This is a genomic window from Gallibacterium trehalosifermentans, from assembly GCF_042433055.1.
In the GTDB taxonomy this organism is placed as follows: domain Bacteria; phylum Pseudomonadota; class Gammaproteobacteria; order Enterobacterales; family Pasteurellaceae; genus Gallibacterium; species Gallibacterium trehalosifermentans.
In genome coordinates this window covers 234,709-258,971 of sequence record NZ_JBHLWB010000001.1, presented here as the reverse complement: position 1 = coordinate 258,971, position 24,263 = coordinate 234,709, and the positions used below count along the sequence as shown (strand labels likewise).

The window sequence follows — 24,263 nt, the reverse complement described above, 5'->3', positions numbered from 1 at the left end:
TAATTTGTAATCAAATAACAGAATAAATCCGCTCATGCAACGTGAACGGATTTTCTATAATTCCCAATATATCAACAACCAATTACTTACCTGTTGCCACAAATTCTTCAATATTTTGCGTAACTTTATTGACTAAAGTAGTTACTGCCGAGTCAGATGCCCAAGCAATATGAGGAGTAATTAATAAATTTGGTAAACGCTTTGCCGCTTCCATTAATACATTACCTTTTTCTGGTGGTTCTTGACGCATCACATCAATCGCTGCACCAGAAAGTTTTCCTGACGTTAATGCGTCTAATAACGCTTGCTCATCAACTAATGGGCCTCGCCCAGTATTGATCAAAATTGCACCTTGCTTACAAAGTGCCAAAGTATCACGATTAATTAAATTTTGTGTTGTTTCTGTTAATGGGCAATGTAAGGTCAAAATATCTGCTTGTGCTAATACATCTTCAAACTTTGTGTAGCCTTCACGCACAATAGCTGCGCCACGATGTTCAGCATACAATACACGCATACCGACTAATTCGGCTAACCGCCCAATCTCACGCCCTAAATTCCCTCGCCCAACAACACCAAGCACTGAGCCTTTCACATCTTTAATTGGATAAGCAAAATAACAAAATTGTGAATTTTCTACCCACCGATCGGTTAATTGATCTCGATACCACCCCATCAGGCTATGGCGCAACGCATAAATCATTCCTAATACGTGTTCTGGCACCGTAACCGATGAATAACCTGTTACATTTTTTACAGTAATACCGAGTTCTTTTGCTGCCACTAAATCAACATTATTTGTTCCTGTTGCAGTAAGAGCAATCAATTTTAATTTTGGCAGTTGTGCCATGACTTCACGACTAAAAATGACTTTACTGGTTACCGCAATTTCTGCATCTTGCATTCGCTCAATGACTTGTGCTGCGGAAGTGTGTTCATATTCCACCCATTCATGTGCAAATTTCGGACGAGGAATTGAGATATGTTTTGGAATGGCTGTGCTATCTAAAAAAACAATTTTCATTACAGTCTCCTTATATCAATTTAGTAACAAAAATGCTTTCAAGATAACAATAAAACAGAGGGTTGCAAAGTAGAAATTATTAAATCAATCACTGCTGCTCAATTTCTCTTCCGTCCCTCTATTACTTGAATAAACATTAATTTGCTGTATCTAATTCAGCAAAACTTTTGACTAAATCATCTACCGCTTTCATTTGAGCAATAAATGGTTCTAACTTATCCAACGGTAGTGCTGATGGACCATCACACTTCGCTTTATCTGGATTTGGGTGCGCTTCTAAGAATAACCCTGCTAAACCAATGGCTAGCCCTGATCTTGCTAATTCTGTAACCTGCGCTCGGCGTCCACCAGACGCCGCGCCAAATGGATCGCGACATTGTAATGAATGAGTAACATCAAAAATGACTGGGCAACCTTTAGACACTTGTTTCATAATGCTAAACCCTAGCATATCCACCACTAAGTTATCATAACCAAAGTTTGTCCCTCGATCGCAAAGAATGACTTTGTCATTACCACATTCATGAATTTTCTCCACAATATTTCCCATTTGTCCAGGGCTTAAAAATTGTGGCTTTTTAACATTAATCACTGCACCAGTACGCGCCATTGCTTCGACTAAATCGGTTTGTCTTGCTAAAAATGCGGGCAACTGAATAATATCGACAACTTCGGCTACGGGTTGACATTGGTACACTTCATGCACATCAGTAATAATGTTTACCCCAAATGTTGTTTTTAATTCTGCAAAAATTTTTAGCCCTTCTTCCATGCCTGGTCCACGATAGGAATAAATTGAAGAACGATTTGCTTTATCAAACGATGCCTTAAAGACATAAGGAACATTAAGTTTTTCGGTTACTTTGACATACTGCTCACAAACTTGCATTGCCATATCTCGGCTTTCTAATACATTCATACCGCCAAATAGGACAAATGGCTTATCATTTGCAATATCAATATTGCCTAATTTAATGGTTTTATTCTGCATAAATTTTCCTTTAATTTATTGAAATGAATAAGGAATTTCTTGTAAATCTTGAAGTTGCAATTTTACTAATGGTACAACAGGATCTTCTGGGCATTGCTCAACAAAATATTGTAAATCGTGCACTGCCAAATGAAAACACTCCATATTGCCATACACCACTCCGCGATCGCGAATCTCATAAGGGTCCTCTGGCTCTTCACGTAAACGATGCTCAATTAGCGCGAGAGCTTGCTCATTTTTTCCCTCACGGATTAGCGCATTTTTCAACACTTGATAAACACGATCTTCTAGTTCCACAATATCAGCACTATCTATATATTCCGTAGTTAATTGTGTTCCAAAACCTAAATACCCTTCTAACCACGTTTTTAATAAATCATGCGACACATACTTGCCGTCCCATGGATTAATAAATGCCACTTCATCATCTACATCTGCTCTGAGTAAGAATTGTGTTGGAAAGTTGACGCCTGTAATCGGTAAATCATATTGCCCCGCTAAAAATAACACCATTGATCCTAACGCAGCTGGTGTTCCCTCTTTTGATTTAAACACACTTGATAACATCAAATTAGATGAGTAGAAATAAGTTTCTCGATCACAAAAAAACCCTTTTTCTCCATAAAAAAACTGCAATAGCAAATGAATCCGCATTTTCACATCAGTTTCACCATTAAAAAATAGCGCTAACTCTCTCGTTAAATGCCCCATTCGTCCATAAATACTGCTTTTTTTAAAATTAGGATCAACGATCTCATTTAAACGTACAATTTGTTGAAAAAGGTATTTTTTGCTTGCGACTCGGCGCTCATATTCTAATGCAATTTCTTCTGGCATTTTTTTATTCATTCTTGTTATTATCCATTCCATTGTGCAAAGGTAACACGTTGATTACCACCATAGTCTTTGATTGTTTGCACATTTTGCCAATGATATTGTTGAAATAATGTTTGCACTATCTCGGCTTGTTGCCAACCATGTTCAATCAACAACCAACCCTGTTGCTGAATAAATTCACTCGCTGTTTGAATAATATGCTCAATATCTGCTAAACCATCATTTTCTGCTACCAATGCCGATAATGGTTCAAAACGCACATCACCCTGCTGTAAATGAGGATCATCTTTTGCAATATACGGTGGATTACTCACAATAAGATCAAACTTCTTATTCTTAGATAATGCAGCAAACCAATTACTTTGGATAAATTCGACTTGTGATAACTGATTTCTCGCTGCATTTTGTTTTGCTAACTCCACCGCTTCGACAATCCTATCTACACCAAGTATTTGATATGTTCTATTTTGCTGTTGCAATTCATAGGCTAAGGCTAACGCTATCGCCCCTGTTCCTGTACCTAAATCCAATATTGCTAACTTTTCTTCTGCAGTAAACTGCTGAGCGATTAACGCCAATGCAGTTTCAACTAAACACTCTGTATCTGGACGAGGAATAAGCGTCTTATCTGATACCGCTAAATCTAATGTCCAGAAGCCTTTTTCACCAACGATGTAAGCAATGGGTTCCCCTTGTAAACGTCGTTGGACAAATTGATTTAAGATTTGTAATTGCTCAACAGATAATAATGTCTCCGCAAAAGCCATCAGTTGAGCCGATGACTTCTGTGTAACAAATTGTAATAACATTTGTGCATCAATCTTAGCATCAGGTACCGTTTCAATCACACATAGTTGTTGTATCGCCTGCTGTAGCCAATTTTGATAACTTAAGGCAGAATTACTCATTTTCTGACAAAGCAGCCAGTTGTTCTGCTTGATATTCCGTAATAATAGGTTGAATTAAATCATCAATTTTGCCGTTCATCACTTCGTCTAAACGATATAGCGTTAAGTTGATACGATGATCCGTTACTCGACCTTGTGGATAGTTATAAGTACGGATTTTATCTGAACGATCGCCAGAACCTAATAAACTACGGCGTGTATCGGCTTGCTCAGCTGCTTTACGCTCCTCTTCTGCCTGTACTAAACGAGAAGCTAACACAGACATCGCTTTTGCTTTATTTTTATGTTGTGAACGTTCATCTTGGCACTCCACTACGATCCCTGTTGGAATATGAGTAATACGTACTGCAGAATCCGTAGTATTAACGTGCTGCCCACCTGCACCAGATGAACGATAAGTATCGATCCGTAAATCAGCTGGATTAATTTCTGGTAAAGCAGATTCTGGTAATTCAGGCATCACAGCAACCGTACAGGCAGAGGTATGGATACGCCCTTGTGATTCCGTTTTTGGTACACGTTGCACACGGTGTCCACCAGATTCAAATTTCAACTGTCCATAAACACTCTCACCACTGATTTTTACAATGATTTCTTTATAACCACCTTGCTCACTCTCATTCGCGCTTAGCACTTCTGTCCGCCAGCGTTTGCTTTCTGCATAACGGCTATACATTCTGAATAAATCACCTGCAAAAATACCTGCCTCATCACCACCTGTTCCTGCACGAATTTCTAAATAACAGTTATATTCATCATTAGGATCTTTAGGCAGCAATAAAATTTGTAATTGCTGCTCGCTTTCCTCAATTCCCACAGTACAAGAAGCGATCTCTTCTTCCGCCATCTCTTTCATACTCGGATCATCAAGTAAAATTTTCGCCTCTTCTAAATCGTTATTTAACTGTTTCCAACGAGAAAAACATTTCACGACATCTTCTAGTTGCGCATACTCTTTTGAATATGCACGAAACTTTTCTTGGTCATTGATTACTGAAGGATCACCAAGCAGTGCTTGCAACTCTTCATAACGTTCATCTAAGGTTTCTAATTTACTAATAATTGAGGCTTTCATCATGCACCTTTGTTGTTATTGTCAATATATGCTTCAGTCAAAAATCCGCTTATTCTAACGAAAAACCTAACAATGAAAAAGACGATAGAAAAATTTATTTTTTCCTAACTAAGAATGATTATTGTATAACTTGATTGAATATTATCTTCATTAACATTGAATTGCCCCTTATTGATTCACCCTTTATTGTTCTGTCATCTCTAATCAAACGATCTTCTCACAGCTCGTAATCTTATGACGAAATAGTTACTATTGCGCGCAAAAAATGAGCTATTGGTCTAAATATAGACTTAAAGTGTAAAAAAAGGATTACATTGTAAAAGGTTTTTTATAGAATTTGCCCGTCATTCACAATTAGCGAGACATTTATAATGAAAAACAAAACGTTAGGCAGTTCTCTCATTGTTGCGGGAACAACCATTGGAGCAGGCATGCTAGCAATGCCATTAACCTCTGCCGAAATGGGGTTTACTACCACTTTATTATTGCTCTTTATTTTATGGGTATTACTTTCTTATAGTGCTTTACTCTTTGTAGAGGTTTATCAAAAAGCAGCACGCAAAGATGCTGGAATCGCAACCTTAGCCGAACAGCATTTTGGTCTCATCGGTCGGCTCTTAGCAACCCTTTCTTTAGTCATCTTTATGTATGCTATTTTAACCGTGTATTCACTTGGTGGTGGTGATCTGTTCACGCCTTATTTCACTTTTGCTGGAGAACACGCTAACACCTTAGCTATTCTTGTATTTGTGGTTTTATTTGCCATTATCGTTACTATTGGAACAAGTGCCGTTGATGGTTTTACACGCCTCTTATTTATTGCAAAATTAATTGCGTTTGGATCGGTATTATTCTTAATGTTACCAAAAGTTACAGTAGCTAATCTTGGCGCAATGCCGTTACATCATTTCTTAATTATTTCTGCAAGCCCTGTCTTCTTTACCTCTTTTGGCTTCCATGTGGTTATTCCAAGCATTAATAATTATTTAGATGGCGATATTCGCCGTTTACGTATTGCCATTATTGGTGGTACTGCTATTCCTTTAGTTGCTTATATTCTGTGGCAAATGGCAACACATGGTGTATTTGAACAATCACAATTTGTGCAAATTATTCGTAATGATCCAACATTAAATGGCTTAGTTGAAGCTACGTATCAAGCAACAGGTAGCCTCTTTATTAGCTGGATTGTGCGTACATTCTCAGTACTCGCTTTGATCACCTCATTTTTAGGTGTTTCTTTAGCATTAGTAGATTGCTTAGACGATCTGTTAAAACGCATTAATATTAAGGCTTCTCGCATTAGTCTAAGTTTGCTTACTTTTGTGCCAACTTTGTTATTTGCAATCTTCTATCGTGATTTTTTAGCTGTACTCACTTACGCAGGGCAAATGTTCACGTTTTACGGTCTAGTGCTACCAGTCGGTATGGCTTGGGTCTTACGTAGAAAATATCCTGATTTACCTTATCGTGTCATCGGTGGTAATCTCGGATTATTCATTGCATTATTATTAGGACTGCTCATTATGAATGTGCCATTCCTAATTTCCGCTGGTTATTTACCACCAGTTGTAGGCTAGCCTATTCATTGCTTACTAGCATTTTTGCGATAACAATATTTATCACATTTAGTAATAAATAATGAAATAAGAAACCACTTTTTGACATGATTGACGCTAACTAAGCATCAAAAACAAAAAGTGGTTTATTTATTTTTCAACTCGCTAAGGCTAACAACTCTTTTGCATTGGCTAATGAAGTTTGTGTAACTTGACTTCCACCTAATAAACGTCCAATTTCCTCAATTCGCTCATCATTATTTAATAGCATCACTTTGCTTTCTGTCTTACCCGCTTTGCTAAACTTCTCTACTTTATAATGTTGATGCCCATGTGAGGCAACTTGTGGCAAATGCGTAATACATAAAATTTGTACTTTTTCACCTAATGTACGCAGTAACTTTCCAACAATACTTGCCGTTGCACCACTAATTCCCACATCAATTTCATCGAAAATAATAGTAGGTACAGCACTTTTATCTGATGTTAATGTTTGTAACACTAATGCAATACGTGATAATTCACCCCCAGAGGCATTTTTATGTAATGGTTGCGCTGTCTGCCCTAAATTACTCATCAGCATAAAGGTTACTTGATCAAAGCCATTTACCGTAACTTTTTCTCTATCTATTGAACATTGAATATCAAACTCAGCATTTTCCATTGCCAACTGTTTAATTTGTTGAGTAACCGATTTTGCTAATAAAATTGCCCCTTGTTGGCGACGCTCAGATAATTGTTGTGCAATTTGTAATACGTTTTGATAGGCTTGCTGCTCTATCGCAATTAAACATTCTTCACCATCAATATAATCAGCTAATTGAGTATATTCTTGTTTCAGTTGTTGATGGTGATTCACTAACTCAGTTACCTCAACTCGATGTTTTTGAGCTAACTGCAATGCTTGCTTAATACGCATTTCAGTGTGGACTAATAACTCAGGATCATCTTCAATACGATAAGCTAAATGTTGTACTTCTGAAAATGCCTCTTGGATATAAATTTGCGCTTGTTGTAACAGCTGTTGTGCATTATTAAACTGCTCATCAGCTTCAACTAATTCATCTACATAATGGGTTGCTTTATTTAATAAATTCTCAATATTGGCAGTTTCATTTTCTGCAAGTAATTGCAAGACAGCTTGTGAACCTCGATTTAACAGATCACTATTCGCCAACCGCTTTTGTGTACTGTCTAACTCTTCAAACTCACCTGCTTTTAAAGCAAATTCATTTAACTCTTCAATTTGGTAATGTAACAACTGTTTTCTTGCTTCATTTTCCGCACATTTTTGCCGAAATTCGGCTAAATTACGTTGCTGTTTTTTCCAATGATAAAACCGATCAGATAATTGCTGTAACAAGCTCTGATTATGACAAAATGTATCTAATAACTGTAATTGATATTCTGGTTTTAGTAGCCGCTGTGAAGCGTGTTGCCCACTAATTTGAATTAATAATTCTCCTAATTCTCTTAATTGTGCTGCAGGAACAGGTTGATTATTAATAAAACCTTTCGAACGTCCATCTACATTAATAGTACGGCGTAAAATACATTCTTCTGGATTATCTTCATCATTCAATTCATGCGCTTTTAACCACTGCTGTGCAGCGGGATTATCTTGAAGCGAAAAAACCGCACTAATATCAGCTCTTCCTTCACCAGAACGCAACATACCACTATCAACACGCTGCCCTAAACAGACTTCTAACGCATCTAATGCAATAGATTTGCCAGCCCCTGTTTCTCCTGTAACCACAGACATACCACAGGCAAAATCAAGTGTAAGCCGATTTACAATCGCAAAATTATTAATTTGTAATTGAGTAAGCATAAGAAACCCTCCAATACTGTATAAATATCAGTATATACTGTTTTTTTATACAGTAAAGTATTTCTTTGCTAATTTAGAATAATTTTTTTAGCCAACCTAATTTCGAACTCAAGATGTTGTAATAATTATAATCTTCTAAATGCAATAATTTCATGCGTAGATCACTCTTCTTTACCACAATCACATCATCAATACAGAATGGAATATTGACTTGACTATCACAGCTCACTTCCAGTTGTCGGATATTATATTGAGCAAAACGGAAATGTAATTTACTGTCGCCATCTACCACTAATGGGCGAGAGGAAAGCGTATGCGGAAACATTGGCACTAAAGTAATCGCATTTAATAATGGCGTCAAAATTGGTCCACCAGCAGACAGAGAATAAGCGGTTGAGCCCGTTGGCGTGGCAATAATTAGCCCATCTGAACGTTGTGAAAAACAGAATTTATCGTTGATATAAACTTGGAAATCAATCATATGCACAATTTTTGCTGGGTGAATAACCACCTCATTAATCGCTTGATTTGCGGCAATCACTTCTCCATTACGCACCACATTCACATCTAACAAAAAACGCTCTTCAACAAAAAAGACTCCTCGATCTAAACAAGCAGAAAGTTGTGCATATACTTGGTCTGGGTCAATATCAGTAAGAAAACCTAAATTGCCTCGATTGATGCCGATTAATGCCGTGTTATAACGTGATAATACTCTTGCTTTCCCGAGCATATTGCCATCACCACCAATCACAATTACAAGCTCCGCCGCGGCACCAATTTCCTCTAACGTTGCAATATGTTGCGCATCTAACTTGAGTGCTTGTCCCACTTCTGGCTCAACTAAAACGTGATAACCTCGATGACGAAGCCAGATAAATAAATCTTGATGCATTTGCAAACGATCATCATGGCGTGGTTGTCCAACCACTCCAATCGTTCTAAATGAACGGTGCAATGAATGACGATGCTCCTTTATATTAAACTCTTGCATAACAATTACCCAGTTGATACTGTTTCAATCCTTGAATTGCGCCAAATGAGGCATATATTAGCACAACTTTTGTCGATAAATTTGACTTAATCACTATCTGAACGTGAATAATTAGCGGCAATAGTGTTTTTTTGTTAAACTAGCTGATGTTAAAGCATCTATTTGATTTTGGAGAAAACTATGTCTGAACAACAAACAGCAAATGAAGAAAAAGTAATGGCAAACGAAGAATTACAAGATACAACGACTGAAAATCCTCAACCAGAAAACATTGCTGAAGAAACTGATCCATTAACGGAAGCCCTCGCGAAAATTCAAGACTTAGAAAGCCAATTAGAAGAGGCAGCAAAAAAAGAACAAGATATTTTATTAAGAACACGTGCAGAAATTGATAATATTCGTCGTCGTACCGAAGCAGATGTTGAAAAAGCACATAAATTTGGGTTAGAAAAATTTGCTAAAGAAATTTTAAATGTTATCGACAACTTAGAACGTGCAGCCTCTACCCCCAATACCTCTGAAGATGAAAGTGTAAAAGCACTATTTGATGGCGTAGAACTTACCTTAAAAGACCTACTTTCTACCGTTGCTAAATTTGGCATTGAACCTGTTGGTGTAGTTGGTGAAACGTTTAACCCAGACCTACATCAGGCTATTTCAATGCAGCCAGCAGAAGGCTTTACCACCAATCAAATCACCACAGTATTGCAAAAAGGCTATTTATTAAATGGTCGGGTTATTCGCCCTGCAATGGTGATGATTGCAGCATAATTATATAATTTAATTAGGAAAAATAGAGGATTGGGTAGTACTTGCTCAATCCTTTTAATTTTCTATCAAGAATTCAGCATTTCTCCATCTAAAAAGGTTTCTTTTACCCTTACTATCTTCCCCTCCTCTTTCTTCTACCCCCTTTGCCCTTTGCCCTTTGCCCTTTACCTTTCTTCCCTTGCCGTAAGGCGCGGGTTTGAACGGCAAGACTGGTGGCTGTTTGGGGAGGATATGGTGTGTTTAAAAATTGAGGTTTTTTAAGCATGTCCTTTCTTATAGGCACATCGCGTGTACATATAAGAAAGGACAGCTTTCGCTGTCCTTGTTGGTTTAGTAGTCAACACCTCTTAAACTTTGGATTAATCTGTCTTTGCGGAGGACTCTATTTCTGTCCTTTCCTGCGACATTCTCTATCCCGTTTAACTTACTACGCTCTTTGAAGAATGCAGTGATTGCCTCAGCATCTTTGATGTTGAACTCTGCATACGGTATTTCCATCCCATGCTCAAACTTCCACTTCCCTGTAGCTAATGCCTCTGGGCATGGAAAAGATACCTTGTCAGGGTTTATCTTACCTTTCGCCTTTTTTGCCTCGTCGTCACGGATTCTATCCTCATTTCTGAGATTCTCCTGTTCCATGAATCGGAGTAAGTTTTTGATGGCAGGTGCACATTTATCACGCACCGCTTTCTTGGTTTCGAGCAATTCATACTCTTCTTTCAGAGCATCTATTTGCTCTGAAAGTTTTCTTATATCGTTCGCATATGGGCGTTCGTCCGGATTCGCTGGGTTTAGTCTTCTAAACTCTTCTTCCTCTAAATCACGAAGCTTTCTCCACCCATATCCTTGAGTTGTTACGCATACCGCATAACCATCTTTTTGGTAAACCTCTTCGGTTTCCTCACCGAACTTGAATTCAGTGCTTAATATTTCCGCGTTCAAGCGTTTCCATGCCTGTGTCGCGGTTGATTTCTTATGGAATACGACCGCGTTGATACAGTCCTTGACTAACCCCCATGCCTTGAAACGATATAGCGCTGGGATGTCCACGTCATCAATGGACGCTTTTCCTCCATTTACCACCGGCGCATGACCTGTATGGTCTGGGAGTAGGACTACATCTAATGTTGGATACGCCAGTTTGTACCAATCTTGTCCCCCTTCCGGTGTCCCGAATAAGGCTACTGAATATATATCGTCGAACACAAATTCGATTTTTCCATTGGCTTTTCGCAGCCATTCAAGGGCATTTGACACATTGTCCATAGCTCTTTCGATGTCTCCGCCTACTATGGCGATGATGTCATCATCACTCAAACCCTCATAGAGGATGCTATTAAACCCTTCTACAAGTTGGGTACGGTAGATGTCCCGTACCTCTTTTTTGGCTTGTGTCCAGCCATCTCTATCTACGTTGCGTTGTTTGAACGCTGCATCCAAGTGGTTTAGAAGCTCTATCATGTGCTCTTTGTTGTTGACAGGGTTGTTGAATTGGTTTATTGTGTTCATAGTTGATACCTCGTTATTTAATAAATTATTTATTGAATGTGTATTGACTGTTTGTTCACCGCTAGGTGCAACTAGCGGTGAACTTTTAATTTCAGTAGTCATATAAAACTCCTTATAGATTACCTAAGTTGAGCTGGAGTAGTTCCCAGCTTTCTTCTTCTCTCATCATGTCGATAAGAGATTCCATTGACACCTCACACCCGAATTCCCATTCAGGTTGATTGTCATACTCGCCGTCTCCGAATTGATAGACGGCACCGTATTCACTGACAAATTCCATGTCAGCGTCAATCTCAACAGCGTTGTTGCTGTTAATCATTAATTCGATTTCGTTATTGGTTTTCATATTTGTTTCTCCTATAAAAGTGAAAACCCTGCACGGGATTGCGCAGGGTTACGTTTTCAATTACAATCAAAGGTATCAGTGGGGTGGATGGCTACACCCCACTGGTCTGATTATCAATACATCTTAATCAAGATGTATCCTGTTATAATCAGGGCTATCAGGATTCGCAACGTTTCGTCCATGATAGTCTCCTTTGGTTGTTGCCCTACGCTTAACGGTGTAGGGCTTCCCGTTGTTTAGCACGTTGCTAAACACATCAGCTACTGCTATGGCTGGCAGTAGCAAAGACATAAGGCATAGGCGACAATAGCAAAGACATACACATACTGACCTATGCCTTTATAATTTTTGGCAGTAGGTTCAAAAGCCTAAATTTGACTTTTTGTACAGAAAAAGCAAAAGGAACAGGCACCCACTTTTCTGCGCGCCACCCATATAAAATGAAATATTTCCCCTGACACATTTCAAACGACATTCTTCAACCGTCATTTTTCAAATGGCATTTGTTGACTTACTAATGTCATATGTCGGATAATCTATGAAAACGGAGGGTAAATTATGAAAAAGACAGTGATAAGCGCTGCATTGCTTGCTACGGCGGTAGCAGGACACTCTACGGCTGCAACACCGCTACGAGATATTACAGAAAGCATCACATCTGTTCGCCAACTCCTTGACTACAACGCTGATATTGAACAAATATTTATCGCTGTTGACCGCCTTACACAATCACTCGGTACTGTAAACGCCAAACTAAAAGCGAGTGGGTATAGAATCAACGACGAAAGGTTTGAGTTACTATTATTAGCAAGAGAGCTTATCAAGGTATCATCGAAGTCGGTTGTTGATAAGTATGAAGAAGAAATATATACCATCTACAATAAACGTTATCGTGCGTTCTCTAGTGCGGTATTCCAATTTGACACTACGATATATAAAATCCGTGAAAAGAAAGGGTTAATAAAGACCGTCAATGTTGAAGGGCTATCATTAACAGAAGAAGATTTACTAGAAGTATCCAAAGCGGCTATCGAGAACACAAAACGGTATGAAAATCATCACGCTTAACCAGCATTTAACCTCGTTCCCCAAAATAGATGTTTTTGCACGTGGTTTGGCATTGTTCGAGGAATCTGGTAAGCAAACATACCCTAGTTTTCTCGGGCATTATGGTGATTTGAACAATAACGCTGGTGCGAAAGACAGTCAAATTGAGAAACTGCATATTGCACTATCCGATGCTGACTACAATCTAAAAACATGGCGCTCACCTAACGGTTATCACCGCACTTGTGATAATTTTCTTGTTTATGTTCGTCATTACTTCCACGATGAGTATTACCAAATATTAGACATTGTTACACCTAATGCGCATACTAAAATTGACAGTATCGTACATGTCATCATCGATTACGCAGAAAAGTTCCATTCACTAGAATTGAGCAGTCTCAAAACGCTCCCGTTCTATACCGTTAAAGGGTATAATTCGACGAGTAGCATATGAAAGAATTCAATCATTTCTTGAAAGGGTTTGGTTCAATAATTAACCTCACACCTGCGACATCTAAAAAGACCTTAGTCGGTAATAAACCCGACCCATACAAATACACCTATGAAGCCTGGAAAATGACAGGTGCCCTCATGCGCCAAACGATGTCACAAATCGACCAAGAAAAAGACAATCCGAATTTCAAATAACCCTTTTATGTGATCGAAGTCTGGTTTTAGAAAAACAAGAATTGATTTCCCGAAAAATTTTTATAAAAATTTCTCTGAGGACTTTTACTTATGGAGAGATTTTATGGGTCTTTTAGGGTGGTTAAGAAACACTCTTGGTTTTGATGACCTAAAGAAACAATCAGATGCCGCTATTGCAGCATGCGTCGATGTCATACACGATCTTGAGAAAATAAACAAAGAGCTAAAAGAAAAGGTTGAACATTACGAGTCAGTCACACTACCCCATCTAAAAAATAGGATAAGCGGATACACAAACCGTGATATACCCGAGCTGCAAAGTAAAATTAAAAAATACGAAGAACAGATAATACCCGACATGCAGAAAAAAATAGATGAATATTATAGTAATATGAAACGGTATGAAGATGGTGTTGACGGAATTATTGATTCTTATGTTGAAGATAATAAAAAGCTAACACACGACCTGTATATTGCAAACTGTAAAGTTTCTTCACTCGAGACAAAGCTAGCATCTATGCAAAGGCGTTTTCAGCGTGCTCTCCTACTTCTTGTTACTGGAAAAACGAAAAATCAGGTAGACGAGATTGAAGAATTCATAAATTCCCCACTAAACCTGAATGATGTGAATGAACCGTACATCACAACACTTGCTCATGTCAATACTAGAACAGCATTTAAGATGCGACATGATAGAAGACCCCTTCACATTGATTATCCGTATAACAATGAATACGAGGATGCCGATTCTGATACTTATTCTGTATATAACACTGATGAAGATTCGCATTACGAGTTCGGAAAATACGAATTGTATTTGTGTGTTCTTGGTTCTGACTATATCGACTGTAGCTACGCTCAATACGCAGAATACATTGATGAAATATTTTATATACCTTCTGATGTTTATGAAAACGGTTATGAGGCGATTAGATATGAAATACATAAACAGATAGCTGATTGCGATTCTGATTTGGGTCTTCCAGAAGACTTGAGAATAATGAATGAAGACGATTTTAAAAACGCGTACTATTCAAACTAAAATACTGAAGGAGATTCTATGGAATACATAAGCACCTTACTGCTCGATGACATATACGATTTTATTGATGAGGTATTCGACCCCTCTGATAAACTGGTATTTGCCACCCTTGTCGACAACGAAAAACTTGAGAATGTGCATAGGGTGCAGAAAATAGAAACTGGCGATGATGGTGTTACCAAATATATCATCGCAGAAGATGGTATTCGTTTCACATTAGACAATTTTCTACTCAGTAAAGACCCTATTGCCGGAGTATCAGCAGAAGCACTTCCTAAATATGAAAAGAAACGGGCTGAGTTAGCAGCGATGGGGTATGACAAACGCAAAAATAAGCGGTTTACACTCGAGGATGAATTGGATTTTAAGGCTATGGAGGAAATCGAAGAGGCAAATAGAGAAGCTGAACGACTGTTAGAAGACTCTATGTACGACCAGATATACGGGCCAATCGACCGTAAAATCAAAGAATATGAAGAATTGTGTGATAATGCCCCCCCAAAATGGTCTCCCAGACGATGAAATTGATGAAGGGCTTAGGGCTCTTGATGATGACTTGTTCATAAAAGACGGCGAAGTTATAGTCAGAGTTGAAGATATTACTGATAAATATAAACATGAACAGTCGCTTTGGAGGTTTAGTATTCCGAAAGAAATATACGAGCAGCCTGACAAATCCAAAAAAGTTGAGTATATAGAAAGTCGCATCATGGACCGTTTCGCGTATGAAAGTGATGTCGGAATAACGATCCGCCGTTTTTGTCATGCTTTTTTCGTTAGGATAGCAACAAAGGTTAAAGTGAATGATGGTTTCGATTATTTATTCGATGACACCATAGACGATAGCTTTACGTACAGCAAAGAATTAAAGCAGTGCATAAAAACATATTTTAACAACCATAATACACCCATAACGAAAGACAGGATTAACCATATAGCTTGGTATCTAAAGCTCTTACATCCGTCGTCATACGATAAATTATATGAACACATATACTTGACTCCGCCGTATGACATGATAAGGCTTGACGAATAGAACAACAACCCCATTGCTAAATAGCAGAGGTGTATTATAGTCGACTAACCCCACATAAACAAAAACCCCGCTAAATGGCGGGGTTTCCGTTTCTTATTACCGCAAAGTAATGTAATCGCTTTTGATTTAACACATTTCAGTGTTCATCTTTTCAACACACAGAGCCTTTTATCGGCTCTGACATATTGATTGGATTCATCTTGCTCTACTCTTTAACGGAATGTCAATAAAAAGAAAAACCCTCATCTGTTGCCAGTGAGGGGGGGGGGGAGTATTTATTTATATCTAAAGTCATTTAGTTAGTTAAAAAGTAAAATTATTCTTTTTGCTTTTCTCTTTTTCACAATACTTGCACCACAACCAATATCCATTAGAATAGAACCTCTTTCTTACTCAGCTAGGAACCTATCGTGATTAATCAAACAACTTTACGCCTTGCGCTAATTTCAGGAGTAACGCTATTATTTGTTGGTTGTGCAACAAATGAGCAATTTACTGCGCCAGAAGTTACGCTACCGCATTCCAGTCCTGTCTGGCAACAACACCAACAAGCAGTAAATGCTATCAATCATTATGCGGCAGATGGTCAATTAGGTTATATTGGTAACAATAAACGTTTTTCTTCTTCATTTCATTGGCAATATCTTGGTAAACAGCATTACCGCCTATTTTTCTCTTCCTTACTTAGCCGTAGTACATTAACGATTGAAAAAACAGCTAATAATACAGTGATTTTTGATAATAACGGAAATCACTACGCCAACCAAGATATTCACCAATTATTACAAGATGTGATTGGCTTTGATTTTCCTGTGGAAGAGTTTCCAAATTGGATCAAAGGTTTACCGAGTGGAACACAAAACTATGTAATCAATCAACAAGGCTTACTGAGCCATTTTACTTATCAATGGCAAGGCGAAAACTGGCAAGCTCAATATCTGAATTATCATCAAAGTGTATCGCCAACATTGCCTGAAAGTTTATTAATTAGTAGCCCTAGTAAAAAATTAAAAATTCAAATTAAAACGTGGAAATTTTAATGAAAGATGTAACTTCTTGGTTTAGCAAGAGATTTCGTTTTCCTTGCCCAGCAAAATTAAATCTCTTCTTATATATTAATCAACGTCGTCCTGATGGTTATCACGAATTACAAACTTTATTTCAATTTCTGGATTATGGCGACTGGTTAACTGTTAGTATTAATCCCACTGGTGAAATTATTTTGCCAGATCAATTAGATGGTGTTGCATTAGCAGATAATCTTATCTATCGGGCAGCTAAATTATTACAACAAACCACACAATGTAAATTAGGCGCTACTCTGCGTTTAGAAAAGCATTTACCGATGGGAGGAGGTGTCGGCGGTGGATCATCTGATGCCGCCACGACTTTAGTTGCCTTAAATTTTTTATGGCAAACTAATCTTTCTATTCAGCAGTTAGCTGATCTTGGTTTACAGTTAGGTGCAGATGTACCAATTTTTATTCATGGTAAAGCGGCTTTTGCTGAGGGAGTTGGAGAAAAAATTACCTATTGCCTGCCAGCAGAAAAATACTTTGTAGTTTTAAAACCAGATGTTTCCATCTCGACCGCAAAAATATTTCAAGATCCAAACTTACCTAGAGCAACACCAAAACGATCTTTGGAGAGTTTACTTTCTGCTGTTTATACAAACGATTGCGAAAAAGTTGTGCGAGATCATTATCCTGAGGTTGAACAAGCTATTCAGTGGTTGGTACAATATGCACCGACCCGTTTAACTGGGACTGGCGCGTGTATTTTTGCCGAATTTGATTCTCAAGATCGTGCCTTAACCGTATTTCAACAACGCCCAGCTAACTTAACAGGGTTTGTTGCAAAAGGGGTAAATGAATCGCCTTTATATCTTGCCCTAAAAGAAATACAGAAAACACTTTAGTGGATTGTTTTACAATCTGAATATTCAATCACCAATACTGAGGTTTACAATGCCTGATATTAAGCTGTTTGCTGGTAACGCAACACCAGAACTAGCAAAGAAAATTTCTGAACGTCTTTATACTTCTCTTAGTGATGCAATCGTTGGTCGTTTTAGCGATGGCGAAATTCAAGTGCAAATCAATGAAAATGTTCGTGGTTCCGATGTGTTTATCGTGCAATCCACTTGTGCACCAACCAATGATAATTTAATGGAATTAGTTGTGATGATCGACGCGTTACGCCGTGCTTCTGCTGGTCGTATTACTGCAGTAGTGCCTTATTTTGGTTATGCTCGCCAAGATCGTCGTGTCCGTTCTGCACGTGTGCCAATTACAGCAAAAGTCGTTGCAGATATCCTCTCTAATGTTGGCGTTGACCGTGTATTGACTTGTGATTTGCACGCTGAACAAATTCAGGGTTTCTTTGATGTTCCAGTAGATAACGTTTTTGGTTCGCCTGTATTAATCGACGACATTTTGAAAAAACAAGATTTAGAAAATCCAATCGTGGTTTCTCCAGATATTGGCGGTGTGGTGCGTGCGAGAGCAGTTGCTAAATTATTAAATGATACCGATATGGCGATTATTGATAAACGCCGTCCACGTGCTAATGTTGCTCAAGTCATGCATATTATTGGTGATGTGGCTGGTCGTGATTGTATCTTGGTCGATGATATGATTGATACTGGTGGCACCTTATGCAAAGCAGCAGAAGCCTTAAAAGAGCGTGGGGCAAAACGTGTATTTGCTTATGCAACCCATGCGGTATTCTCTGGTGCAGCAGCAAAACATATCGCAAGTCCTGCATTAGATGAAATTGTGGTAACGGATACGATTCCACTTCGTCAAGAAATTATTGCCTTAAATAAAGTAAGAATATTAACATTGTCTGGTATGTTGGCAGAAGCTATTCGCCGTATCAGTAATGAAGAATCTATTTCTGCAATGTTTAATTAATTTCTTTTTTCAAAAACCCTGCTTTATAGCAGGGTTCTTTTCTTACTAGCCTATTCCAATAATAGCAAAAAATCTGCTACGGTATGGAATGATCCAAATAACAAAATTAAGTCTGTTTTACCACTCTGATTTAACGTATATTCCACACCCTGTAACATTGATGTTACTGCGATAGAATTCAGGACTTGATCATTTTTTTTGGCTATCACATTTAGTTTACTTTGTAACTGCTCTGCTGATTGTCCTCGCTCTCCTGCTAATGGTACACACACCCAATCGGCAATAAGTGGTAACAGCGGTAATAAGACCCCTTCTGCATCTTTATCTTGTAATACGCCACATACCGCATAAATCTTGCTGTAATTCCTTTTTTGCTGTTGTAACTGAGAGGCTAAATAACGTGCTGCGTGTGGATTATGCCCAACGTCCAGCACAATTTGTGGCATTTGTTTCGCATCTAAACCAAAACGTTTAGCCAGTTGCTGGCGTTGTGCCACATTTAAAAATTGAAAACGCCCCGCTAATTCTACTGTTGCCAAACTTTGTCGAATTATCTGTGCTTCAATGTTAAACGGTAAAAATTGCAATGCAGCTAACGCAGTAGCGGCATTTTGCAGTGGAATATGACAAAGCGGTAAATCCTGCCAACTTTGCTGATGAGATTGCCAATGCCAACTATCTTGATTTAGTTGATAGTTAAAATCTTTTCCTCGATACAATGTTGGGCAATGTAATGCCTGTGCGTGTTGTTTAATTGATTCTGGGCAATCAGGTTCCCCGACAACCAGCGGTGTATTTTTGCGACAAATGCCCGCTTTCTCAAAACCGATCTTTTCTCGGGTATCTCCAAGAAACGCCACATGATCAATATCAATCGAAGTAATAATCGCTAAATCAGTATCGATAATATTTGTTGCATCAAGGCGTCCCCCTAAGCCAACCTCAAGAATAATCACATCTAATTGCGCCTGTTGAAATAGCCAAAGTGCCGCTAAGGTACTAAATTCAAAATAAGTTAATGATGGGGTACGTTGTTGTTCAATCGTCGCAAATGCTAAGGTATGTTGTTGATCATCAAGTTCTTGTCCTTGAATACGCACTCGTTCGTTATAACGTAAAATATGTGGCGAGGAATACACGCCAACACGATAACCTGCATTAAGTAAGATAGTTTCTAATAATCGGCAGGTTGTTCCCTTACCGTTCGTCCCCGCTACCGTAATCACAAACGCATTGGAATGTAATAAATCTAATTGTTGGGCAACATGTTTAATTCGCGTTAACCCCATATCAATATTTTTGCTATGTAAATGTTCTAAATAGCTTAACCACTCCCCTAATGGTGAATTTACGTTTAAATCTTTCTGTATCATACCGTTATCCTTAGTTTGTGCTTGCGTATCATAGTGAATATTGCCTAAAATCGCCAGCTGTCATTAATGATTTCTTGAAGAATAAGGATAAAACCATTATGTCGTCTTTACTAATTGCTATTCTGTGCAGTGTCGCAGTGAGTGTATTTTTAAAAATCGCACGCAGCCAACAAATTATGATTTCACAAGCGATTGCCTGTAACTATCTGATGGCAAGTACCCTAACCTATTTTGTGTTACAGCCTGATTTTATGGGGTTATCATTTAGCGATGCGATTCGTCAAAATGAACATAGTGCAATTTTTCTCTTACTTGGATTTCTCTTACCAACAATCTTTTTAGTGATGGCAAAAGCAGTAGAAATTAGTGGTATTGCTCGTGCAGATGCGGCACAACGCTTATCGCTATTCTTACCCATTCTGGCTGCGTTTTTGTTTTTCCACGAAACCTTAACACCACAAAAAGGCTTGGCGATTTTTTGCGCTTTCCTTGCTTTATTTGCCTTAGTATTTAAATCAAGCCACCAAGCACATAGCGGCAATGGAATCAAAAGTTTCTTATTCTTGGTTCTCGTTTGGTTTGGTTATGGTGTGATTGATATTCTCTTTAAACAAATTGCAAAATTTGACGTTGCCTTTCCATTTGCGCTATTTACTTCTTTTGTGATTGCTGGCTGTTTTATTTTTGCCTATTTAATTTTTACCAAAACACGTTGGCAAGGGAAAAGTATGCTGGCTGGGTTAGTACTAGGGGGATTAAACTTCCTCAATATTTTGTTCTATATTAAAGCGCATCAACAATTAAGCGAAAATCCATCGCTGGTGTTTGCTGGCATGAATATTGGGGTAATGATCTTGGGGGCAATGATTGGTCTAGTTGGCTTTAAAGAAAAACTGAATAAAATTAACTTTATTGGTATTGGGTTAGGGGTTGCGGCGATTATTTTGTTGTTAGTGCCTGTTTTATAAAAATAAAATGGCTTCTCATATTGAGAAGCCATTTCTAATTATTTCTTCGATTTCTTAATAAATTTCATCAATCTTCTACGTTTACGCAACTGATTTGGCGTTAATGTATTCCGTTTCCCCGCATAAGGATTTTCCCCATCTTGGAACAACAGACGAATTGGCGAACCAATAATTTGCAAACTACGGCGATAATAATTTGATAAATAGCGTTTGTAAGAGTCTGGCAATTTATCAACTTGGTTACCATGGATCACAATAATTGGTGGGTTATGACCACCTGGGTGAGCATATTTTAATTTAATTCTTCTTCCCGAAATCATTGGCGGTTGATGTTCATCTGTCGCCATTTGCAAAATACGAGTTAACAATGAGGTAGAATAGCGTTTGGTGGCTGATTGATAAGCTTCCGTAACAGAATCAAATAAATTCCCCACACCGCTACCATGCAAGGCAGAAATAAAATGCACTCGTGCAAAATCTATAAAATCTAACCGACGATCTAGTTCAGATTTAATATTATCTTTGATCTCTTGAGTTAAACCGTCCCATTTATTAACAACAATCACTAACGCACGCCCTGCATTTAAGATAAAGCCTAATAATGAAAGATCTTGATCTGAAATACCTTCCCGTGCATCGATTGTCAGTAACACCACATTTGCATCTTGAATCGCTTGTAACGTTTTAATCACTGAAAATTTTTCAACAGTTAACGTTACCTTGCCACGCTTACGTACACCAGCGGTATCAATGATCGTATATTGCTGCCCATCTCGCTCCATAGGAATATAGATACTATCCCGTGTCGTACCTGGCATATCATATACCACGACCCGATCTTCTCCTAAAATACGGTTTGTAAGCGTCGATTTTCCAACATTCGGACGCCCAACAATCGCAATTTTAATTGGCTTATCTTGCTCTTCTTCCTCTATGCTTTCCTCAGCCTCTGCTAAAGAGAGTAACATATCCTCATCTTGCTCAAACGCAAAATCATCTTGCCACGCTTCGTCAGCAACGTCTTCAGCTAAATTCTCTTCTGTTTGATAAGGAGCTAATACGTCTTGAATTAATTGTGTAACACCGCGCCCTTGTGATGCCGCAATTTGTGCGATTTCACCTAATCCTAATTGATAAAATTCAGCAACGTGTGAATCTGCATCAATGCCATCAATCTTATTAGCAACGACAATGGTTGATTTCTCACGACGACGTAAATATTGTGCAATCCCAATATCAGCTGGCGTTAAACCTGCACGCGCATCAACCAAAAACAATACAATATCTGCTTCATCAATCGCCAATAGCGATTGTTCCGCCATTTTTTCTTCAATCCCCTCTTCTGAGCCATCAATCCCGCCAGTATCGATCACAATAAATTCCATACCATTTATTTGACCTTGACCATACTTGCGATCGCGTGTCAATCCAGGGAAATTTGCGACAAGTGCATCACGACTACGAGTTAAACGGTTAAATAATGTTGATTTACCAACATTGGGGCGCCCTACAAGCGCAATGACAGGAGTCATAATCACCTCAAACCTTTCAATTTTCCAAAAATGTCGCACATTATAGCTGATTTCTTGATGAATCCTAACCTTTTATCAAGATTTCTGCTCTCCTATTTGTTGATAAAGTAATATAAATTCAGTTCATCATATTCTTAGCTAAATTTAGATTTAGGTTTCACCCTAAAAGGCGCCCCACTAACATTTATAGAGATTAATTATCAAAATTAGGTTTACCAAAAAACTAAGGGTACTTATTCCTAAGTACCCTCATATTTAATTTATATAAACTGATAAAGCAGTTTTATTTTAAACTACCTACCATATCTTCAGGACGAACCCATTCATCAAATTGCTCTGCGGTAACAAACCCTAAGTTAATCGCTTCTTCGCGTAAGGTTGTACCATTTTTATGTGCAGTTTTCGCAATTTTCGCTGCTTTTTCATAACCAATATGGGTATTTAATGCAGTAACCAACATTAATGAGTTTTCTAATTGCATTTTAATGCGTGGATAGTTTGGCTCAATACCAACTGCACAGTGTTCATCAAATGAAATGCACGCATCGGCTAATAATTGTGCAGATTGTAAGAAGTTATACGCCATCACTGGTTTAAATACATTTAATTGGAAATGTCCTTGTGAACCAGCAAAAGAAATAGTGGTATCATTCCCTAATACTTGCGCACATACCATCGTCATCGCTTCACATTGGGTTGGGTTCACTTTCCCTGGCATAATAGATGAACCAGGTTCATTTTCAGGAATTAAAATTTCACCGATACCTGAACGTGGACCAGAAGCTAATAAACGAATGTCATTAGCAATTTTATAAAGTGAAACCGCTAATTGTTTTAATGCTCCGTGTGTTTCAACAACGGCATCGTGAGTGGCTAATGCTTCAAATTTATTTTCTGCAGTAATAAATGGCAGACCTGTAAATTGCGCAATATACTCTGCAACTTTTACATCATAACCTTTTGGTGTATTTAACCCCGTACCTACTGCGGTACCACCTAATGCCAGTTGTCTTAAATGCGGTAACGTATTTTTTAATGCTTTCAAACCAAAATCAAGCTGTGCCGCATAAGCAGAAAACTCTTGACCTAATGTCAATGGCGTTGCGTCCATTAAATGTGTACGTCCAATTTTTACCACATCAGTAAATTTCGCCGCTTTCTCGGCAAAGGTTTTTTGTAAACGTTCTACTGCTGGAATCGTGGTTTCAACAACTTTTTTATATGCTGCAATGTGCATTGCAGTTGGGTAAGTATCATTAGAAGATTGCGACTTATTCACATCATCATTTGGGTGAATCACACTTTTTTCACCTAATTTTCCACCATTTAATACGTGTGCACGATTTGCTACCACTTCATTCACATTCATATTTGATTGTGTACCAGAACCAGTCTGCCAAATAACAAGTGGGAATTGATCATCTAATTTATTTGCTAAAATTTCATCACAAGCTTGGGCAATGAGATCTCTTTTTTCAATAGGAAGCACACCTAAATCATGGTTTGCATATGCAGCTGCTTTTTTTAAATAACCAAATGCTTCAATGATTTCAGCTGGCATAGAAGCGGCTGGTCCAATTTTAAAGTTGTTACGTGAACGTTCAGTTTGCGCAGCCCAATATTTATCTGCTGGCACTTTCACTTCACCCATAGTGTCATGTTCAATTCTAAATTCCATAAGATTGACCTCTAATAATTAATTATAAAAAGTAGAAAAATTGTAACACCCAAGAGGTACAAATTAAATTTCTGACACAATGAAAATTTTTATTTTATGACGTAGATCATAAAAATAGAATTCGATAATAAAGCTAATGAGTATTTTATATACAACTTTTTATCGCTTTTTGT

General features: G+C 38.1%; 23 protein-coding genes. 11 read left to right on the top strand and 12 right to left on the bottom strand.

The genetic code is table 11. The features are described from left to right. Positions 1-82 precede the first annotated feature (82 nt). The 5 genes from ACFFHK_RS01170 to prfA form a co-directional block, all read right to left on the bottom strand. Positions 83-1,024, bottom strand: a complete 942-nt coding sequence (locus ACFFHK_RS01170) for a 2-hydroxyacid dehydrogenase (RefSeq protein WP_382368050.1) — start codon at positions 1,022-1,024, stop codon at positions 83-85. Positions 1,025-1,160: 136 nt separating this feature from the next. Beyond that, entirely contained in the window at positions 1,161-2,015 is an 855-nt protein-coding gene (gene kdsA, locus ACFFHK_RS01165) for a 3-deoxy-8-phosphooctulonate synthase (RefSeq protein ID WP_382368047.1), read from the bottom strand. Positions 2,016-2,030: 15 nt separating this feature from the next. Continuing rightward, positions 2,031-2,852: a SirB1 family protein gene (locus ACFFHK_RS01160; RefSeq protein ID WP_382368044.1), complete on the bottom strand. Its 822-nt coding sequence runs from the start codon at positions 2,850-2,852 to the stop codon at positions 2,031-2,033. Between the two features lie 20 nt (positions 2,853-2,872). Beyond that, on the bottom strand, positions 2,873-3,760 hold the full coding sequence (gene prmC / locus ACFFHK_RS01155; protein ID WP_382368041.1) for a peptide chain release factor N(5)-glutamine methyltransferase: 888 nt from the start codon (positions 3,758-3,760) through the stop codon (positions 2,873-2,875). Beyond that, complete coding sequence (gene prfA, locus ACFFHK_RS01150) at positions 3,753-4,835, bottom strand: peptide chain release factor 1 (RefSeq protein WP_382368925.1); 1,083 nt, start codon at positions 4,833-4,835, stop codon at positions 3,753-3,755. The genes prmC and prfA overlap by 8 nt, the downstream gene beginning before the upstream one ends. A gap of 371 nt (positions 4,836-5,206) precedes the next feature. On the opposite strand from prfA, the gene ACFFHK_RS01145 reads away from it, so the two are divergent. Further along, positions 5,207-6,415 (top strand): aromatic amino acid transport family protein, encoded by a 1,209-nt coding sequence (locus tag ACFFHK_RS01145; protein WP_382368038.1) that lies wholly within the window; start codon positions 5,207-5,209, stop codon positions 6,413-6,415. A 136-nt stretch (positions 6,416-6,551) separates the two neighbouring features. Here ACFFHK_RS01145 and recN read toward each other — a convergent pair whose 3' ends face one another. Together recN and ACFFHK_RS01135 are read right to left on the bottom strand one after the other, a co-directional pair. Next, positions 6,552-8,228: a DNA repair protein RecN gene (recN, locus tag ACFFHK_RS01140; RefSeq protein ID WP_382368034.1), complete on the bottom strand. Its 1,677-nt coding sequence runs from the start codon at positions 8,226-8,228 to the stop codon at positions 6,552-6,554. A gap of 73 nt (positions 8,229-8,301) precedes the next feature. Next, positions 8,302-9,222 carry an NAD(+) kinase gene (locus tag ACFFHK_RS01135; RefSeq protein WP_382368031.1) on the bottom strand — a complete coding sequence of 307 codons (921 nt, stop codon included), beginning with the start codon at positions 9,220-9,222 and terminating at the stop codon, positions 8,302-8,304. Positions 9,223-9,402: 180 nt separating this feature from the next. Here ACFFHK_RS01135 and grpE point away from each other — a divergent pair, with 180 nt between their 5' ends. Further along, positions 9,403-9,993 carry a nucleotide exchange factor GrpE gene (grpE, locus tag ACFFHK_RS01130; protein WP_382368028.1) on the top strand — a complete coding sequence of 197 codons (591 nt, stop codon included), beginning with the start codon at positions 9,403-9,405 and terminating at the stop codon, positions 9,991-9,993. Positions 9,994-10,323: 330 nt separating this feature from the next. Here grpE and ACFFHK_RS01125 read toward each other — a convergent pair whose 3' ends face one another. Continuing rightward, positions 10,324-11,604 (bottom strand): hypothetical protein, encoded by a 1,281-nt coding sequence (locus ACFFHK_RS01125; protein ID WP_382368025.1) that lies wholly within the window; start codon positions 11,602-11,604, stop codon positions 10,324-10,326. A 10-nt stretch (positions 11,605-11,614) separates the two neighbouring features. Beyond that, positions 11,615-11,848 (bottom strand): hypothetical protein, encoded by a 234-nt coding sequence (locus ACFFHK_RS01120; RefSeq protein ID WP_382368022.1) that lies wholly within the window; start codon positions 11,846-11,848, stop codon positions 11,615-11,617. A 558-nt stretch (positions 11,849-12,406) separates the two neighbouring features. On the opposite strand from ACFFHK_RS01120, the gene ACFFHK_RS01115 reads away from it, so the two are divergent. The 8 genes from ACFFHK_RS01115 (at position 12,407) to ACFFHK_RS01080 (ending at position 18,539) form a co-directional block, all read left to right on the top strand. Beyond that, positions 12,407-12,916 carry a hypothetical protein gene (locus tag ACFFHK_RS01115; RefSeq protein WP_382368019.1) on the top strand — a complete coding sequence of 170 codons (510 nt, stop codon included), beginning with the start codon at positions 12,407-12,409 and terminating at the stop codon, positions 12,914-12,916. A 52-nt stretch (positions 12,917-12,968) separates the two neighbouring features. Further along, a complete protein-coding gene (locus ACFFHK_RS01110) occupies positions 12,969-13,352 on the top strand; it encodes a type II toxin-antitoxin system YafO family toxin (RefSeq protein ID WP_382368016.1) in 384 nt (127 codons plus the stop codon). Then, positions 13,349-13,546: a hypothetical protein gene (locus tag ACFFHK_RS01105; protein WP_382368013.1), complete on the top strand. Its 198-nt coding sequence runs from the start codon at positions 13,349-13,351 to the stop codon at positions 13,544-13,546. The genes ACFFHK_RS01110 and ACFFHK_RS01105 overlap by 4 nt, the downstream gene beginning before the upstream one ends. A 103-nt stretch (positions 13,547-13,649) precedes the next feature. Beyond that, on the top strand, positions 13,650-14,588 hold the full coding sequence (locus tag ACFFHK_RS01100; protein ID WP_382368010.1) for a hypothetical protein: 939 nt from the start codon (positions 13,650-13,652) through the stop codon (positions 14,586-14,588). Positions 14,589-14,606: 18 nt separating this feature from the next. Continuing rightward, positions 14,607-15,110 (top strand): hypothetical protein, encoded by a 504-nt coding sequence (locus ACFFHK_RS01095; protein ID WP_382368007.1) that lies wholly within the window; start codon positions 14,607-14,609, stop codon positions 15,108-15,110. Between the two features lie 924 nt (positions 15,111-16,034). Next, entirely contained in the window at positions 16,035-16,664 is a 630-nt protein-coding gene (lolB, locus tag ACFFHK_RS01090; protein WP_382368004.1) for a lipoprotein insertase outer membrane protein LolB, read from the top strand. After that, complete coding sequence (gene ispE / locus ACFFHK_RS01085) at positions 16,664-17,542, top strand: 4-(cytidine 5'-diphospho)-2-C-methyl-D-erythritol kinase (protein ID WP_382368001.1); 879 nt, start codon at positions 16,664-16,666, stop codon at positions 17,540-17,542. The genes lolB and ispE overlap by 1 nt, the downstream gene beginning before the upstream one ends. 49 nt (positions 17,543-17,591) lie before the next feature. After that, positions 17,592-18,539 carry a ribose-phosphate pyrophosphokinase gene (locus ACFFHK_RS01080; protein ID WP_382367998.1) on the top strand — a complete coding sequence of 316 codons (948 nt, stop codon included), beginning with the start codon at positions 17,592-17,594 and terminating at the stop codon, positions 18,537-18,539. A 50-nt stretch (positions 18,540-18,589) separates the two neighbouring features. Here ACFFHK_RS01080 and folC read toward each other — a convergent pair whose 3' ends face one another. Beyond that, positions 18,590-19,912 (bottom strand): bifunctional tetrahydrofolate synthase/dihydrofolate synthase, encoded by a 1,323-nt coding sequence (folC, locus tag ACFFHK_RS01075; protein ID WP_382367995.1) that lies wholly within the window; start codon positions 19,910-19,912, stop codon positions 18,590-18,592. 98 nt (positions 19,913-20,010) lie between these two features. On the opposite strand from folC, the gene ACFFHK_RS01070 reads away from it, so the two are divergent. Further along, positions 20,011-20,880, top strand: coding sequence for an EamA/RhaT family transporter (locus tag ACFFHK_RS01070; protein WP_382367992.1), 870 nt, complete (start codon positions 20,011-20,013; stop codon positions 20,878-20,880). Positions 20,881-20,918: 38 nt separating this feature from the next. On the opposite strand, the gene der is transcribed toward ACFFHK_RS01070, so the two are convergent. Both der and fumC read right to left on the bottom strand, forming a co-directional pair. Next, entirely contained in the window at positions 20,919-22,412 is a 1,494-nt protein-coding gene (gene der / locus ACFFHK_RS01065) for a ribosome biogenesis GTPase Der (protein ID WP_382367989.1), read from the bottom strand. A gap of 283 nt (positions 22,413-22,695) precedes the next feature. After that, positions 22,696-24,090 (bottom strand): class II fumarate hydratase, encoded by a 1,395-nt coding sequence (gene fumC / locus ACFFHK_RS01060; protein WP_382367986.1) that lies wholly within the window; start codon positions 24,088-24,090, stop codon positions 22,696-22,698. Positions 24,091-24,263: the final 173 nt, after the last annotated feature.